We start from the raw sequence: 13,119 nt of genomic DNA, 5'->3' as shown, positions 1-13,119 counted from the left end.
GGGACGCGGTGCGCGCGGCCGCAGCAGCGGTACGTCCTCGAGGACGAGCCGGCGCACCCGGTGCGGCCGGTGCGCGGCGAGCAGGCAGGCCACGACGCCGCCCATCGAGTGCCCGACGAGATCGATCCGGTCCAGGCCGGCCGCGTCGAGGTAGGCGAGGACGTCGTCGCGCACGGCCTCCAGGGCGTAGCTGCCGGGCCGGTCGCTGGCGCCGTGTCCCCGCAGGTCGAGCGCGTGCACCCGGCGGGTCGCGGCGAGGGCCGGTGTGACGCCGGCCCAGTCGCGGGAATCCTCGCCGAGGGCGTGCAGGAGGACGAGCGGCGGCCCGTCCTGGGGTGCGTGCGCGGGGCCGGTCACCCGGCAGGCGAGGCGGACGGGGCCCGCCCGCACGGAATGCAGGACGGTCGGCGACGGGGACGCGGAGACGGAGGAGGACGCGGACGGCTCGGAGGGGTCGGTCATGGCTCGACCCTGCCGCGTCCGGGGCGGTTTCTCCGCAGTGCGGCCGCGGGAGTCCGCCGTGTTCGCGGAGCGCGGAAGCCGCCCCTGGGAGCGGCCCGCCGTACGGGCGGGGATACTTGCCGTTGATCACCGCAGGCACGGATGAGGGGCAGGGCCGAGAGTGAGCGTCGACCACCGGGTGGGGCCGCCGAGTTTCGGGGACGAGCGGGAGACGCTGCGGGCGTTCCTCGACTATCACCGCGCGACGCTCGCCATGAAGTGCGAGGGGCTGAGCGACGAGGAGCTGCGGCAGCGGTCGATGCCACCGTCCACGCTGTCGCTCCTCGGCCTGGTCCGGCACATGGCGGAGGTCGAACGCACCTGGTTCCGCCGCGTGTTCGAGGATCATGACGTGCCGCTCGTCTGGTCCGACGAGGCCGACTTCCAGGCGGCGTACGACGCGCGCACGTCGACCCGGGCCGAGGCGTTCGCCGCGTGGGAGGCCGAGGTGGCGCACGCGCGGCGGATCGAGGCGGCCGCGCCGTCCCTGGACCTGGCCGGGTACCAGCCGCGGTGGGACGAAGAGGTGTCGCTGCGGATGGTGATGGTGCACGTGCTCCTGGAGTACGGCCGGCACAACGGGCACGCGGACTTCCTGCGCGAGGGCGTCGACGGGACCGTCGGCGCCTGAGGTCCGGGCGCACGGGCGGGTCTGCGAAGATCGGTTGCGCACGCCCGCCCCGACCGCACCCCGCCTGGAGCTCCTGCCATGCCGACGTCCCGCGCCACCGCCGACACCGCGATCGGGGACGCGCACCTGTCCCTGCGCGAGCGCGTGTACGTGGAGCTGCGCGAGCGGATCATCGAGGCGCAGTACCCGCCCGGGAGGCGGCTGGTCGAGCGGGAACTCGCCGAGGAGCTGCGCGTCTCCCGGGTACCGGTGCGCGAGGCGATGCAGCGGCTCGCGTCCGAGGGCTTCCTGACGGTGCAGCCGCGCCGCGGTTCGGTCGTCGCCGGGTTCGGCGCGCAGGACGCGGTCCACCTCTTCGACATCCGGGAGAACCTGGAGGGCCTCGCGGCCCGGCTGGTCGCGCGCGCGGCGGATCCCGAGCAGCTGCGCGACCTGGAGAAGCTGCTGCAGCGGGCGCGGCGGGCCACCGAGTCCGGCCGGCTGCGCACGGTGGTCTCGCTCAACGCCGACTTCCACCGCCGCATCGTCGAGCTGTCCGGCAATCCGCTGCTGGTCGACGTGATGGCTCCGCTGGACTCGCGGCTGCGCCGGCTGTTCCGGATCACGTCGGCACAGTCCGACGGGGAACCGATGTGCGGGGCGCACGAGCGGCTCCTCGCGGCGATCCGGGACGGTGACGAGGCGGGGGCCGAGCAGCTGGCCCGCGCGCACGTGGCGGACACCCGGCACGCGGCCATGCAGCTGTTCGCCCGGCGGCCCGAGGCCGGGAACGCCTGAGAACGCCTGAGTCCGGCTGAGAACGCCTGGGACCGGCGGAGGGTGGGCCGCCGCGCCCGCCGGGGGGATGAACGGTGCGCGGCGACAACCACGTTCTCACCGTGCCATCGCGGGGGCCGGGGCGCGCCCGGGGCGCGGCAGTCGGGTGACCGAGCGCGGCGGCCGGTCCCGATGACCGCACACGGTGTACTCGGTCGGTGTACGCACTCGGCGACCGCACCCGGCGGCCGTCTCTCACCCTGCACAAGTGAAGACGCGTATTCCGGTGGCGCTCATGATCATCTGCTGAGTAGCGTGCGGAGCCGGGTCCGCGTCGGGCGTCCGCCTGCCCCGAACAGAGAGCGAGCCGCAGATGCAACCGACCTTCGTCCTGGTCCACGGAGCGTTCGCGAACTCCTTCTCGTTCGCGCCGCTTCAGGCCGAACTCGGGCTGCTCGGCCACCGTTCGGTCGCGGTCGACCTGCCGGGGCACGGCTTCGCCGCGACCTACACCGAGGCCTACCAGGCCCCGCAGGACATGGCGGCGCTCGCCTCGGCGCCTGGCTCCATCAAGGGCGTCACGCTCGCCGACAACGCCGCGCACCTGATCGGCGTCCTGGAGCGGGCCCGGCAGAACGGGCCGGTGATCCTGCTGGCGCACAGCCGCGGCGGCGTCACGGTGACGGCGGCGGCCAACGCCCGCCCCGACCTGATCGACCGTCTCGTGTACGTCTCCGCCTGGTGTCCGGTCGAGCTCGATGTCCAGGACTACTACGCCGAGCCGGAGATGGCCTCCGTCGACCCGGGCTCGCTCGCCCTCGCGCTCGCCGGGAACCCCGCCGAACTGGGCCTCCTCCGGGTCAACTTCCGTACCGCCGACCCGGCGGCACTGGCCGCCTTCCGGGCCGCCTTCGCCGCGGACGCCACCGACGAGGAGTTCCTGACGTTCCTCAACACGTTGCAGCCCGACGAGAACCTGGACGTCGGCGGCACGGCGGACCGGGCGCAGGCGGCGACCTGGGGCCGGATCCCGCGGACGTTCGTGCGGCTCGCGGACGACGCCAGCATGCCGCTCGCCGCGCAGGACCGGCTGATCCGCGAGGGCGACGCCCTGACCCCGGACAACCCCTACGACGTCCGGACGCTGCCGGGCAGCCACCTGAAGTGGCTCATCCACCCGGCGCAGGCGGCGCGCACCCTGGCGGACGTCGCCGCGCTCGACGCCGACCAGAACTCCGCGAAGTAGTCCGCGCACCAGCCCGGGAGGCGGTCCGGGAAGCAGCCCGGGCAGGCGTCACGTCCGGTCGGGCGCCCCGGCCGCGGCGAGCGCCGGCCGCTCAGCGGGCGGGGCGGCCGGCTCCTCGACCGTGGTGCGCGGGATCAGTCGGGCGGCCAGCGGCTCGACCCAGCGGGCGGTGAGCGGACCGCTGACGACGAGGATCAGCACGTAGGCGGTGGCGAGCGGGCCGATGCGGGGTTCGACTCCCACGGCGAGGCCCGCGATCACGATCGAGAACTCGCCGCGGGCGACGAGCGTGCCGCCGGTGCGCCAGCGGCCCGAGGTCTTGATGCCCGCGCGCCGGGCCGCGTGCCAGCCGGTGGCGATCTTCGTGAGCGCGGTGACGAGCGCGAGCAGCAGTGCGGGCAGCAGGACGGGCGGGATGTCGGCGGGGTCGGTCGACAGCCCGAAGAAGACGAAGAAGACAGCGGCGAACAGGTCACGCAGCGGGGTCAGGAGCGTGCCCGCGCCCTCCGCGACCTCGCCGGACAGGGCGATGCCGACAAGGAACGCGCCGACCGCGGCGGAGACCTGGAGTTCCTGGGCGACGCCCGCGACGAGCAGGGTCAGGCCGAGCACCACGAGCAGCAGCATCTCGGCGTTCTCGGACGACACGGCCCGGCTGATGCGGTGTCCGTGGCGCAGGGCGAGGAAGAGGACGGCGCCGACGGTGCCGAGCGAGATCAGCAGGGTGAGGCTGCCTCCGGCGAGCCCGGCTCCGGCCAGCAGCGCGGTGAGGATCGGCAGGTAGACGGCCATCGCGAGGTCTTCCATGACCAGGATGCCGAGGACGACGGGTGTCTCGCGGTTGCCGACGCGTCCGAGGTCGCCGAGGACCTTCGCGATGACACCGGACGAGGAGATCCAGGTGACGCCGGCGAGGGCGACGGCGGCGACCGGACCCCAGCCGAGGACGAGGGCGGCGACGGCGCCCGGCGTCGCGTTGAGCACGAAGTCGACGACGCCCGAGGGGTACTGCGTCCTGAGGCTGGTGACGAGGTCGGACGCGCTGTACTCGAGGCCGAGCAGCAGGAGCAGGAGGATGACACCGATCTCGGCGCCGGTGGCGACGAACTCCTCGCTGGCGCGCAGCGGCACAAGGCCGCCGTGCCCGAAGGCGAGTCCGGCGAGCAGGTAGAGCGGGACGGGTGAGAAGCCGACGCGGGCGGCGAGCCGGCCCAGGAGGCCGAGTCCCAGGATGACAGCGCCGAGTTCGATGAGCAGTGCGGTGGTGTCGTGCACGGGTGAGCTACCCCCCGGTGATCAGGTCCGCCGCGGCGGCGTGGCCGGGCGGACGCCGACGGGCGGCGCGCGGCTGCCCGTGGCGTGACGGAGTTCCGGTGTCGGCGTGGCGGTGCCGCGGGGCGCGCGGGTGCCGGGTGCGGCGGGGCGCGCGGAAGCGGTGCGGGCCGAGCAGTGATGACGGAGTGTCAGGAACGGGCGCGCGGCGGGCCGTCGATACGGCAGGTCCGGCGCTTCAGTCCCTCGGCGACGGAGCGTCGGGGACGCTGTCGCGGGCCGTGTTGTCGATGCGGGGGACGCGGGTGCGGGCGAGGCCCGCGGTTCGGCCGTACCGGCCCATGGCTCCCCCCCCCGATCGGAACACGACAGCGCACTGCACTCATCCGGGCGGACGAACTCTCAGGAGAGCGGCAGCACTTGACCGTTACTTTACCGTACGACAAAGTACGCACAGCGGGGTGAAGAGTGAGATGACGGAACAGAACGACACTTGATCCGGCGTCGCGCCGCGGTCGACGCCGGGGCGGCGCCGGAGTCCTCAGGGCTCGATGAGTCCGACCCTGATCGCGTAACGCGTCAGCTCCAGACGGTCCTTGAGCCCGAGCTTCTGCAGCAGGTTGGCCCGGTGCCGCTCCACCGTCTTGACGCTGATGAACAGCAGGTCCGCGATCTGCTGCGACGTGTACCCCTCGGCGACCAGCTTGAGGATCTCCTCCTCGCGGACCGTGATGGGCCGGGCCGGCACGTCCTCGCCCCGCCGCACCCGCTCCAGGTGGTCCCGGATCAGCGCCTTCAACGCGCCCGGGTACACGAACGGTTCGTCGCGGGCGGCCGCGCGGCAGGCCTCCACGAGGTCGCGGTCGGCGACGGACTTGAGCACGTAGCCGCAGGCACCGGCCTTGAGCGCCTCGAAGAAGAACTGCTCGTTGTCGTACATCGTCAGGATCAGAATGCGCAGCCCCGGCCGGCTCCGGGCCAGTTCGCGGGCGGCCTGCAGACCCGTCAGACGGGGCATGGCGATGTCGAGCACCGCGAGATCGGGCCGGTGCTCCTGGGCGAGCGCGATGGCCTCCGCCCCGTCGCCCGCCTCGGCGACCACGGTCAGGTCCGGCTCCCGGTCGAGGATCAGCCGGACGCCGCGCCGCACGAGCGCGTGGTCGTCCGCGAGCAGGATGCGCACGCCCTGACCGCCGTTCATGCCGCACTCTCCTGTCGCCGGGCCGGTACCTCGAGCCGTACCTCGGTGCCGCCGCCCGCCGGGACGCCGACGGCCAGTGCGGCGCCGACCAGCAGGGCGCGCTCGCGCATCCCCCGCAGACCCGCGCCCTCGGCCGCCCCACCGACGCCGCGCCCGTCGTCCGCGACGCGCAGCACGACGCGGTCACCCGCGCCCACCAGCGTGAGCTCCGCCCGGGAGGCGCCCGCGTGCCGGACGACGTTGGTGAGGGCCTCCTGCGCGACGCGGTAGACGACGAGTTCGGCCTCGTGGCCGAGCGGGGGCAGGCCGTGCTCGACACGCGTGGCCACGACGAGCCCCGACCAGTCGGTGTACTCGTTGGCCAGCGAGCGCAGGGCGCTCACCAGGCCGAGCTCCTCCAGGACGCCGGGCCGCAGCCGGCGGGCGATGCGCCGCACCTCGTCGAGGCCCGCGCGGGTCGTCTCCTGGATCTGGTGCAGTTCCCCGCGCAGGTCAGGCGGCGCCTGGTCGGCGGCGCCCTTGAGTTCGAGCAGGACGGCGGTCAGTGTCTGGCCGACCTCGTCGTGGAGCTCCTGCGCGATCCTGCGCCGCTCCGCCTCCTGGGCGGACAGGGCCCGGGAGGCACTGGCGGCCCGCTCGGCCCGCAGCCGGTCCAGCATCGCGTTGTACGTCTCGATGAGCCCGGCGACGTCGCTGTGGCCCGAGGGCAGCGGACGCTCGCCCGGGTTGAGCAGGTCCGTCGTGGTCATCGCCCGGGTCAGCCGCTGGAGCGGGGCCAGACCGATGCGCAGAAGGGCCGCGTTGGCGGTCAGCATGACGACCAGTCCCGCCGCCAGGATGAGCGTCTCCGTGAGCAGCACCGGCGTCGACACGGTCACCGGGCCGAGCAGCAGCAGGGCCACGGCGGCGAGCAGCACGCCGGCGTTCAGCAGGAAGATCCGCCAGAACAGGGACACGGGTGCGGGACCTCCTGACGTGCGCGGTGCGGCTGTCTCTGCGTTCAGCCTCGCCGCTGACCGGGACGTCTGTCCATCGGGGCCGGCACCCATAAGCGATCAGGACGGGCTTCTGCGCGGCTTCTGCACGGTGCTCCCCCGCGGATCTGGGTGGCGGACCCGATGGTGCCGCCGGAGGGGCCCGGGCGACGGTGGGAGAGCGGGGACAGCGGTGCCGCGCCTGACCTCAGGGAGACCGCCGATGGATGTGACCACGTGGCTGGCCGTGGCCGTCTTCGCCGTGGTCTACGTCCTCATCGCCACCGAGTGGGTGCACCGGGTGGCGGCGGCGCTCGGGGGCGCCGTGGCGATGCTGCTGATCGGGGCGACCGACGCGGAGCACGCGTTCTTCTCGGCGCACACCGGGATCGACTGGAACGTGCTCTTCCTTCTGCTGGGCATGATGCTCATCGTCGCCGTGCTGCGGCGTACCGGGATCTTCGAGTTCCTGGCGATCTGGGTGGCGCAGCGCTCCGGCGGCCGGCCGTTCCGGCTGATGGTGCTGCTGTGCGCGGCGACGGCGGTGATGTCCCCGTGGTTCGACAACGTGACGACGGTGCTGCTCGTCGCTCCGGTGACCATCCTGGTCTGCCGTCGGCTCGGGCTGCCGATCGCGCCGTATCTGATCGCGGAGGTGATGGCGTGCAACATCGCGGGAGCGGCGACGCTGATCGGCGATCCGCCGAACATCATGATCGGCTCGCGTGCCGGGCTGTCGTTCAACGACTTCCTGCTCCACATGGCGCCGGTCGTGCTGATCATGCTGGCGGTGCTGCCGTTCCTGCTCCGCTTCCTGTTCCGCGACGTGCTCCGGCAGGCGCCGCCGCGCGCCACCGCCGCGGCGGACCTGCGGCCGGCGGACGCGATCAGGGACACCCGGCTGCTGGCCGTCAGCGGTGTCGTGATCGTGCTGGTCATGGCCGCGTTCGTGCTGCACACCACGCTGCACCTGGAGCCGTCCGTCGTCGCGATGTCGGGCGGGCTGCTGCTGCTCGCCGTGGCGCACCGCTCGGCGCACCAGGTGGTGCGCGACGTGGAGTGGCCGACGCTCGCGTTCTTCGCCGGGCTGTTCGTGATGGTCGGCGCGCTCGTGCGGACCGGGACCCTCGACCAGCTCGGCCGGGCCGCGGCGGAGGCGACCGACGGGCGGTTGTTCGGCACGTCGATGGCCCTGGTGTTCGGGTCGGCGGTGCCGTCGGCCGTCATCGACAACGTGCCGTTCGTCGCCTCGGTGAGCCCGGTGGTCGAGCACCTCGCGGCCTCGGTGCCGGACGGCGGGGCCGACGTGCTGTGGTGGTCGTTCGCTCTGGGCGCGGACCTCGGCGGGAACGCCACGGTCATCGCCTCGTCGGCGAACGTCGTCGTCATCGGCATCGCGGACCGCGAGGGCGAGCACATCTCCTTCTGGCAGTTCAGCCGGTACGGCCTCGTGGTCACCGCCGTCACCCTCGTCATCGCCGCGCTCTACGTGTGGCTGCGCTACTTCGTCATCGCCCCCTGAACCCGGCCGCCCACGACGCGAGAGGGACCACCATGCTGGACAGTGAAGACACCGAACTCGCCGTCATCGAGGCCCGTCTGGAGGCCGACGACCCCCGTTTCGTGCGGGCGGTGCGGGAGGGCAGACCCCGGCGCCCGCGCGAGTACGACCGGCGCCGGGCCTGGGCCGGTGTGACGGCCGGTCTGGTCCTGCTCGGCATCGGCGTGCTGACCGCCCACGGCATGCTCATCGCCATCGCGCTCGTGGCGACGGGGGCGGCCTGCCATCTCTTCGATCCGCCGCCCCGCGGGGGCCGCCGGAGATCCTGACGGAACGCCTGCCGGTGCCGCCCGCGGTGCGGCACCGGGGTCCGGCTCAGCCCCGGCCGAACAGATCGGCGGGCTCCGCGCGGCGGTCCACCGCCACCGCGGCGGGCCGCCGTGGCACTTCCCGGCCGAGCGCACGCCAGCGCGCCACGAGCGCGTCGTAGATCGGCGTCGCCGTGTCCGCCGGTGCCTGGCGTCCCGGCTCCCCGTACTGGTCGCGCGGCGCAGGAACGGTTTTCCCCGTGATAACCACGGACTGCCCAACGAGCGGACCGGCCCGGGGCCACGGTCTGCCGCGCGCGGGGCACCCGGCGTCGTGCCGCATGCGCGCGGCGGAGGGCCGGCCCGCGGCAGGAACGCCGTCAGTCCTGGGCGGCCATGACGACGTCCTGGCGCTGCGCCGCATGGAAGCGCGGCACGGGCAGGCCACCCTCGGGTGCCAGTTCGAAGACGGTGACCTCGACGGCGGTCGTACCCGGCACGACCGCTCCTTCGGGCACCGTGCCCGTGTTGCGCCACACGTGCTCCGCCCCGTCGCACACCGCCCGGGTCCCGCCGATGCCACGGCGCGTCCGGGGCTGCTCCGCGTCGCGGACCGAGGAGGAGACGAAGACAGGTCCCTCGGCGCCCGAGCAGCGGTAGGTGCCGGACAGGGACACCGTGCCGCCGGCGGTGACGTGCCCGACCCGGTCGACCGTGACCGACTCACCGGGCGCCGCGGCCTGCGCGGACGGGACCACGGCCAGCAGGGCGAGAGCGCCGGCCGCCGCGCCGAGGAGCAGACGGAAGGGCAGCGGGGCCCGCGAGGACTGCGAGGACTGCGAGGACTGCGAGGACATCGGGCAACCTCCTCTTTCAGGGGGTTCGTGTCGTGTGGGGGGATGTGTTCGGGCTCATTCATATCCGCCCGTCGTGGCGGTGCACCGGCCATCACCCCATCGGGGGCGGGTCCCCGGTCCACCGCCGCCGGGGGCACCGGGGCTGGTCCCGGACCGCGGCGGGCCGGGTGACACAGTGGTGGCAGACATCCGCGAGCCCGAAGGCGGCCCCTCCATGCGTCTGCTGCTCATCCGGCACGGCCAGACCTCCTCGAACCTCAAGCACCTCCTGGACACCGCGGAGCCCGGGCCCGGGCTGACACCGCTCGGCATCCGGCAGGCGGACGCACTGCCCGAGGCGCTCGCGGGCGAGCGGATCGACGCCCTGTACGCGTCGACGCTGCTGCGCACCCGGCTGACCGCGACGCCGCTGGCCCGTGCGCGAGGTCTCGACATCCTCGTACGGCCCGGCATCCGGGAGATCGAGGCGGGCGAGCTGGAGATGCGCGGCGACGAGGAGGCCGTCACGACGTACCTGACGACCGCACTCGCGTGGGCCGGCGGCGATCTGGCACGGCGCATGCCCGGGGGCGAGACGGGGGCGGCCGCGCTGGCCCGGTTCGACGGGGTCGTCGCCGAGGCCGCGGAGAGCGGCGCCGAGGCCGTGGCCATGGTGAGCCACGGAGCCGCGATCCGTACCTGGGCCGCCGCCCGCGCCGCGCTCACCGATCCGCGGACGGCGCGACAGGCGCTGGACAACACGGGCCTGGTCGTCCTGTCGGGCTCACCCGCCGACGGCTGGCGGCTGGAGCGCTGGGAGAGCCGGCCGGCCGGACCCCGGGACCCCGCACCGCACCACGAGGGACCGGCGGGCGAGCCGATCGCCGGCGCATAGGGCCTACAGGACCCCGCGCGGCAGACGGGACCGTCGCGACACGCCCCGGCGCGGCCGGGGCCGGCGGCCTCTCAGTGCAGGGCGTCGACGATGGCGCGGGCGCAGCTCATCGCGCTCGCGCGGCTGCTGTCGACCTCCAGGTCGTAGCGCACGCCCTCGTGGACGGCCGCCGCCTGTGCGGCCGCCATGCCCGGGGTCCGGTCGCCGCGGGCGATCTCCCGCTCGGCGGCCACGCCGGGATCGCAGCGGACGCCGACCCACAGGACCTCGAGGTCGCCGAGCGCCGACAGCCACCGCTGCTGTGACGCGGCGCCGCCGAGGAAGATCTCGTCGATGACGAGCCGCGCGCCCGCCCGCGCCATGGTGACGGCGCCCGCGGTCCAGGCGGCCTCCAGGGTGCGGAAGGCCTCGCCGACGTGCACGGTGCCGTCCGGTGCGATGTCGATGCCCTCCTGCCCGGACCGCATGCGCGCGGGCAGCGCGGCGACGAAGGTGTCGGCGCCCAGCGCCAGCCAGGGCTCCGGCAGCAGGTGCTGCAGGCACCGTACGATGCCCGACTTCCCCGCACTGGAACCGCCGTTGAGGATGATGATCCGCGTCGCCATCGGGACACCGTACGGTCCGCCGCCGCCCCGAGTTGCACGAACGGAGTAATGGCCCGACGCTGGTTGTGACTCTCCCGGCATACCCATTCACCCAGAGTGAGGATGACGGTTTCGGCGCAGGCAGTCCGCTGCGCAGGAAGGATGAACGGCATGGATCCGCGTTACGTCCACATCGACGCGGGGGTCACACCGCAGGACATCGCGCTCGTGGGCCGCGATGTGTCCGCACAGCTGCACGGTTGGGGTCTGCGCGTGTACGCGCGGCCCGTCGGCCGGTGCGTGGACATCCTGCTGCGGCTGTCCGGCGAGGCCCGGGCCGGCGAGGCGGGCACGGCCGTCGAGATGTGGTGGAACGGACGCCATCTGATCACCGCCGTGTCCGGCGCGGCCACCGGGGTCCTGCGGGGCGCGGCCGTGCTGCATCCGGCACTGGCGCGGGTCGCGGCGCTCAGCGACGGCTGGGGCGTGTGCACCGGCAGGTCCGGCACGCTCACCTGGTTCTCGCGCCGGACCCACGAACATCAGCCGGAGTTCCTGGTGCCGCGACCGCCCGGGCCGGTGCTGCACACGGCACGGCTCCCGGAGCCGGAGGCGCTCAGCCCTGCTCCTGCGTGATGTCGACCATCCACGCGATGCCGAAGCGGTCGGTGCACATGCCGAAGACATCGCCCCACATCTGCTTCTCGAGCGGCACCGCGACGACGCCGCCCTCGGACAGCTTCGCCCAGTAGCCGCGCAGCTCGTCGGCGTCGTCACCGCTGAGCGAGAGCGAGATGTTCCCGCCCGGCCGGTACTCCATGCCGGGCGGGGTGTCGGAGGCCATCAGGGTGTAGCCGGAGGGTGTTTCGAGCAGGGCGTGCATGATCTTGTCGGCCACCTCCTCGGTGCCCGGGGCGCCCGTCTCGCCGAAGGTGTTCAGGTCCAATCGGCCCCCGAACACCTGCTGGTAGAACTCCATGGCCTGACGGGCGTCGCCGTCGAAGGCGACATAGGGGTTGAGTCGAGTAGCCACTGCCTGATCCCTTTCGGTAGGGGTGCGGTTGCCCCGCATTATGAGGCGGCCACGAGCGGCGCGCCCGTCGTCACGACGGGCGCGCCGCTTCACGCGTGCCAGGCCAGATACGGGGCGAGGACGAGCAGGCAGACGACGAGCGCGCGGGTGAGCCGGCGGGCGGGCAGGGCGTGGGCGATACGCCAGCCCACGAGCACCCCGGCGAGTTCGGGCACGCCCACGACAGCGGCGAGCCCCCAGTCGACGGCGCCCTGGCCGACGTACGCGATGGAGCCGACGGCCGCGACGACCACCGACTGTGCCTGCGCGGCCGCCAGCGCGGACAGGACGGGCAGGCCGCACACGATCAGCAGGGGGACCGACAGCATCGGGCCGCCGAGCCCGAACAGCCCGGCCGTCACCGACACCACGAACCCCACCAGGACCGCGCGGCCCACCGGCACCCCGGCGGCGTCCGGCGCGGGTACGGCGCCCTTCCCGGTACGTGCGTCGCGGACGAGGACGAGCAGCGCGGTGACCGCCACCGCCACGGCCAGCAGGATGCCGAACCCCCGGCCGCCGACCCGGGTGTTGAGCAGCACCCCGAGCGGCGTTCCCGCGACGGCGGCACCCGCGAGGGCGGCAGCGCAGCGCCGGGTGGCGGGGTCGCGCAGCTGGCCGGAGCGGGCGTACGCGGCGGTGCCGAGCAGTCCGGTGGCGACGTGCGTGACGATGGCCGTGCCGGCCACCCCGGACGGGCCGAGCCCGGAGAACAGGAACAGGCCGATGGTCGGGATCACCCCGCCGGGCCCCAGCGCGGTGATCCCGATGCCGCCGACCAGACCGGCGCACGCGAGGACCGCGAGGTGCGCGGCGTCGGGGGTCATGACCGCTCCAGGACGGCACGCAGGGTGAAACGGTCGCCGCGGATCCGCAGCGACTCCGCGTCGACGGGCCGCCCGTCGGCGAGCCTGGTCAGCCGGTCGATGGTGAACAACGCGGCGCCCGGCGGCAGCTGGAGCAGCCGCGCCGTGTCCGGGTCGGCTCCGACGGCGTGCACGGTCACCTCGGCGCGGCCGAGCCGGCCGCCGCTCGTCTCCTCGATGAGGGCGAACAGATCGCGCCCGGTCAGATCACGCTCCAGGAGGGGTCGCCCGATGTCCGGAGCGAGCCAGGTGGAGTCCAGGGAGAGCGGGACGCCGTCGAGGAGGCGCAGCCGTTCGACGTACACGGCGCCCGATCCCTCGGGCAGCAGCAGCCGCGCGGCGACGGCGGGCGGGACGACGGGCTCGAACCGGGCCTCGCGCACCTCGTTGCGCACGCTGCCGTACGCGGTCAGCTCCTCGGCCAGGCCGACGAGCCGGTCGAGGCCGTGCCCGCACTTGTGGGCCGTGACGAGCGT

The 13,119-nt window shown here is 74.0% G+C and carries 16 protein-coding genes; 7 read left to right on the top strand and 9 right to left on the bottom strand.

Features of this window, described 5'->3' with window-relative positions; genetic code table 11:
- Window positions 1–462: alpha/beta hydrolase (locus GTW43_RS04315; protein WP_161300280.1), on the bottom strand; the 462-nt coding region annotated here is incomplete at its 3' end.
- Between the two features lie 160 nt (window positions 463–622).
- On the opposite strand from GTW43_RS04315, the gene GTW43_RS04310 reads away from it, so the two are divergent.
- The 3 genes from GTW43_RS04310 to GTW43_RS04300 all read left to right on the top strand — a co-directional run bounded on the left by GTW43_RS04310 (window position 623) and on the right by GTW43_RS04300 (window position 3,134).
- The gene (locus tag GTW43_RS04310) at window positions 623–1,132 is read left to right on the top strand and encodes a DinB family protein (protein ID WP_161300279.1); all 510 of its coding nucleotides are present in this window, start codon (window positions 623–625) and stop codon (window positions 1,130–1,132) included.
- Between the two features lie 78 nt (window positions 1,133–1,210).
- Window positions 1,211–1,909, top strand: coding sequence for a GntR family transcriptional regulator (locus GTW43_RS04305; RefSeq protein ID WP_161300278.1), 699 nt, complete (start codon window positions 1,211–1,213; stop codon window positions 1,907–1,909).
- Window positions 1,910–2,261: 352 nt separating this feature from the next.
- Window positions 2,262–3,134, top strand: a complete 873-nt coding sequence (locus GTW43_RS04300) for an alpha/beta fold hydrolase (protein ID WP_161300277.1) — start codon at window positions 2,262–2,264, stop codon at window positions 3,132–3,134.
- Window positions 3,135–3,182: 48 nt separating this feature from the next.
- Here the strand turns inward: GTW43_RS04300 and GTW43_RS04295 are convergent, their stop codons facing one another.
- The 3 genes from GTW43_RS04295 to GTW43_RS04285 all read right to left on the bottom strand — a co-directional run bounded on the left by GTW43_RS04295 (window position 3,183) and on the right by GTW43_RS04285 (window position 6,563).
- Window positions 3,183–4,409, bottom strand: a complete 1,227-nt coding sequence (locus GTW43_RS04295) for a cation:proton antiporter (RefSeq protein WP_161300276.1) — start codon at window positions 4,407–4,409, stop codon at window positions 3,183–3,185.
- Between the two features lie 538 nt (window positions 4,410–4,947).
- The gene (locus tag GTW43_RS04290) at window positions 4,948–5,607 is read right to left on the bottom strand and encodes a response regulator transcription factor (protein ID WP_161300275.1); all 660 of its coding nucleotides are present in this window, start codon (window positions 5,605–5,607) and stop codon (window positions 4,948–4,950) included.
- Entirely contained in the window at window positions 5,604–6,563 is a 960-nt protein-coding gene (locus GTW43_RS04285) for a histidine kinase (RefSeq protein ID WP_343245898.1), read from the bottom strand. Before GTW43_RS04285 ends, GTW43_RS04290 begins: the two co-directional genes overlap by 4 nt.
- 241 nt (window positions 6,564–6,804) lie before the next feature.
- Here GTW43_RS04285 and GTW43_RS04280 point away from each other — a divergent pair, with 241 nt between their 5' ends.
- Both GTW43_RS04280 and GTW43_RS04275 read left to right on the top strand, forming a co-directional pair.
- Complete coding sequence (locus GTW43_RS04280; protein ID WP_161300273.1) at window positions 6,805–8,103, top strand: ArsB/NhaD family transporter; 1,299 nt, start codon at window positions 6,805–6,807, stop codon at window positions 8,101–8,103.
- A gap of 32 nt (window positions 8,104–8,135) precedes the next feature.
- On the top strand, window positions 8,136–8,411 hold the full coding sequence (locus GTW43_RS04275; protein WP_161300272.1) for a DUF3040 domain-containing protein: 276 nt from the start codon (window positions 8,136–8,138) through the stop codon (window positions 8,409–8,411).
- A 359-nt stretch (window positions 8,412–8,770) separates the two neighbouring features.
- Here the strand turns inward: GTW43_RS04275 and GTW43_RS04270 are convergent, their stop codons facing one another.
- Window positions 8,771–9,247, bottom strand: coding sequence for a DUF6299 family protein (locus GTW43_RS04270; protein ID WP_237536397.1), 477 nt, complete (start codon window positions 9,245–9,247; stop codon window positions 8,771–8,773).
- Between the two features lie 214 nt (window positions 9,248–9,461).
- Between GTW43_RS04270 and GTW43_RS04265 the strand changes: the two genes are divergently transcribed.
- The gene (locus GTW43_RS04265; RefSeq protein WP_161300271.1) at window positions 9,462–10,121 is read left to right on the top strand and encodes a histidine phosphatase family protein; all 660 of its coding nucleotides are present in this window, start codon (window positions 9,462–9,464) and stop codon (window positions 10,119–10,121) included.
- 71 nt (window positions 10,122–10,192) lie between these two features.
- Here GTW43_RS04265 and cpt read toward each other — a convergent pair whose 3' ends face one another.
- Window positions 10,193–10,726 carry a chloramphenicol phosphotransferase CPT gene (gene cpt, locus GTW43_RS04260; RefSeq protein ID WP_161300270.1) on the bottom strand — a complete coding sequence of 178 codons (534 nt, stop codon included), beginning with the start codon at window positions 10,724–10,726 and terminating at the stop codon, window positions 10,193–10,195.
- A 150-nt stretch (window positions 10,727–10,876) separates the two neighbouring features.
- On the opposite strand from cpt, the gene GTW43_RS04255 reads away from it, so the two are divergent.
- Window positions 10,877–11,341: a pep a2 gene (locus GTW43_RS04255; RefSeq protein WP_161300269.1), complete on the top strand. Its 465-nt coding sequence runs from the start codon at window positions 10,877–10,879 to the stop codon at window positions 11,339–11,341.
- On the opposite strand, the gene GTW43_RS04250 is transcribed toward GTW43_RS04255, so the two are convergent.
- The 3 genes from GTW43_RS04250 to GTW43_RS04240 all read right to left on the bottom strand — a co-directional run.
- Window positions 11,322–11,738 (bottom strand): VOC family protein, encoded by a 417-nt coding sequence (locus GTW43_RS04250; RefSeq protein ID WP_161300268.1) that lies wholly within the window; start codon window positions 11,736–11,738, stop codon window positions 11,322–11,324. The genes GTW43_RS04255 and GTW43_RS04250 overlap by 20 nt on opposite strands.
- Window positions 11,739–11,827: 89 nt before the next feature.
- Window positions 11,828–12,604 carry a sulfite exporter TauE/SafE family protein gene (locus GTW43_RS04245; protein WP_161300267.1) on the bottom strand — a complete coding sequence of 259 codons (777 nt, stop codon included), beginning with the start codon at window positions 12,602–12,604 and terminating at the stop codon, window positions 11,828–11,830.
- The coding region (locus tag GTW43_RS04240; RefSeq protein WP_161300266.1) for a GntR family transcriptional regulator at window positions 12,601–13,119 on the bottom strand (519 nt) is incomplete at its 5' end. The genes GTW43_RS04240 and GTW43_RS04245, both read right to left, overlap by 4 nt.

The organism is Streptomyces sp. SID5785 (assembly GCF_009870065.1).
Lineage (GTDB): Bacteria > Actinomycetota > Actinomycetes > Streptomycetales > Streptomycetaceae > Streptomyces.
The sequence above is the reverse complement of the archived record's forward strand: the minus strand, read 5'-3'. Positions and strand labels throughout refer to the sequence as shown.

Coding starts and splice junctions, on each gene's coding strand:
- GTW43_RS04305 (WP_161300278.1), top strand. CDS start 1,211: ATGCCGACGTCCCGCGCCACCGCCGACACCGCGATCGGGGACGCGCAC.
- GTW43_RS04300 (WP_161300277.1), top strand. CDS start 2,262: ATGCAACCGACCTTCGTCCTGGTCCACGGAGCGTTCGCGAACTCCTTC.
- GTW43_RS04290 (WP_161300275.1), bottom strand. CDS start 5,607: ATGAACGGCGGTCAGGGCGTGCGCATCCTGCTCGCGGACGACCACGCG.
- GTW43_RS04280 (WP_161300273.1), top strand. CDS start 6,805: ATGGATGTGACCACGTGGCTGGCCGTGGCCGTCTTCGCCGTGGTCTAC.
- GTW43_RS04275 (WP_161300272.1), top strand. CDS start 8,136: ATGCTGGACAGTGAAGACACCGAACTCGCCGTCATCGAGGCCCGTCTG.
- GTW43_RS04270 (WP_237536397.1), bottom strand. CDS start 9,247: ATGTCCTCGCAGTCCTCGCAGTCCTCGCAGTCCTCGCGGGCCCCGCTG.
- GTW43_RS04265 (WP_161300271.1), top strand. CDS start 9,462: ATGCGTCTGCTGCTCATCCGGCACGGCCAGACCTCCTCGAACCTCAAG.
- cpt (WP_161300270.1), bottom strand. CDS start 10,726: ATGGCGACGCGGATCATCATCCTCAACGGCGGTTCCAGTGCGGGGAAG.
- GTW43_RS04255 (WP_161300269.1), top strand. CDS start 10,877: ATGGATCCGCGTTACGTCCACATCGACGCGGGGGTCACACCGCAGGAC.
- GTW43_RS04245 (WP_161300267.1), bottom strand. CDS start 12,604: ATGACCCCCGACGCCGCGCACCTCGCGGTCCTCGCGTGCGCCGGTCTG.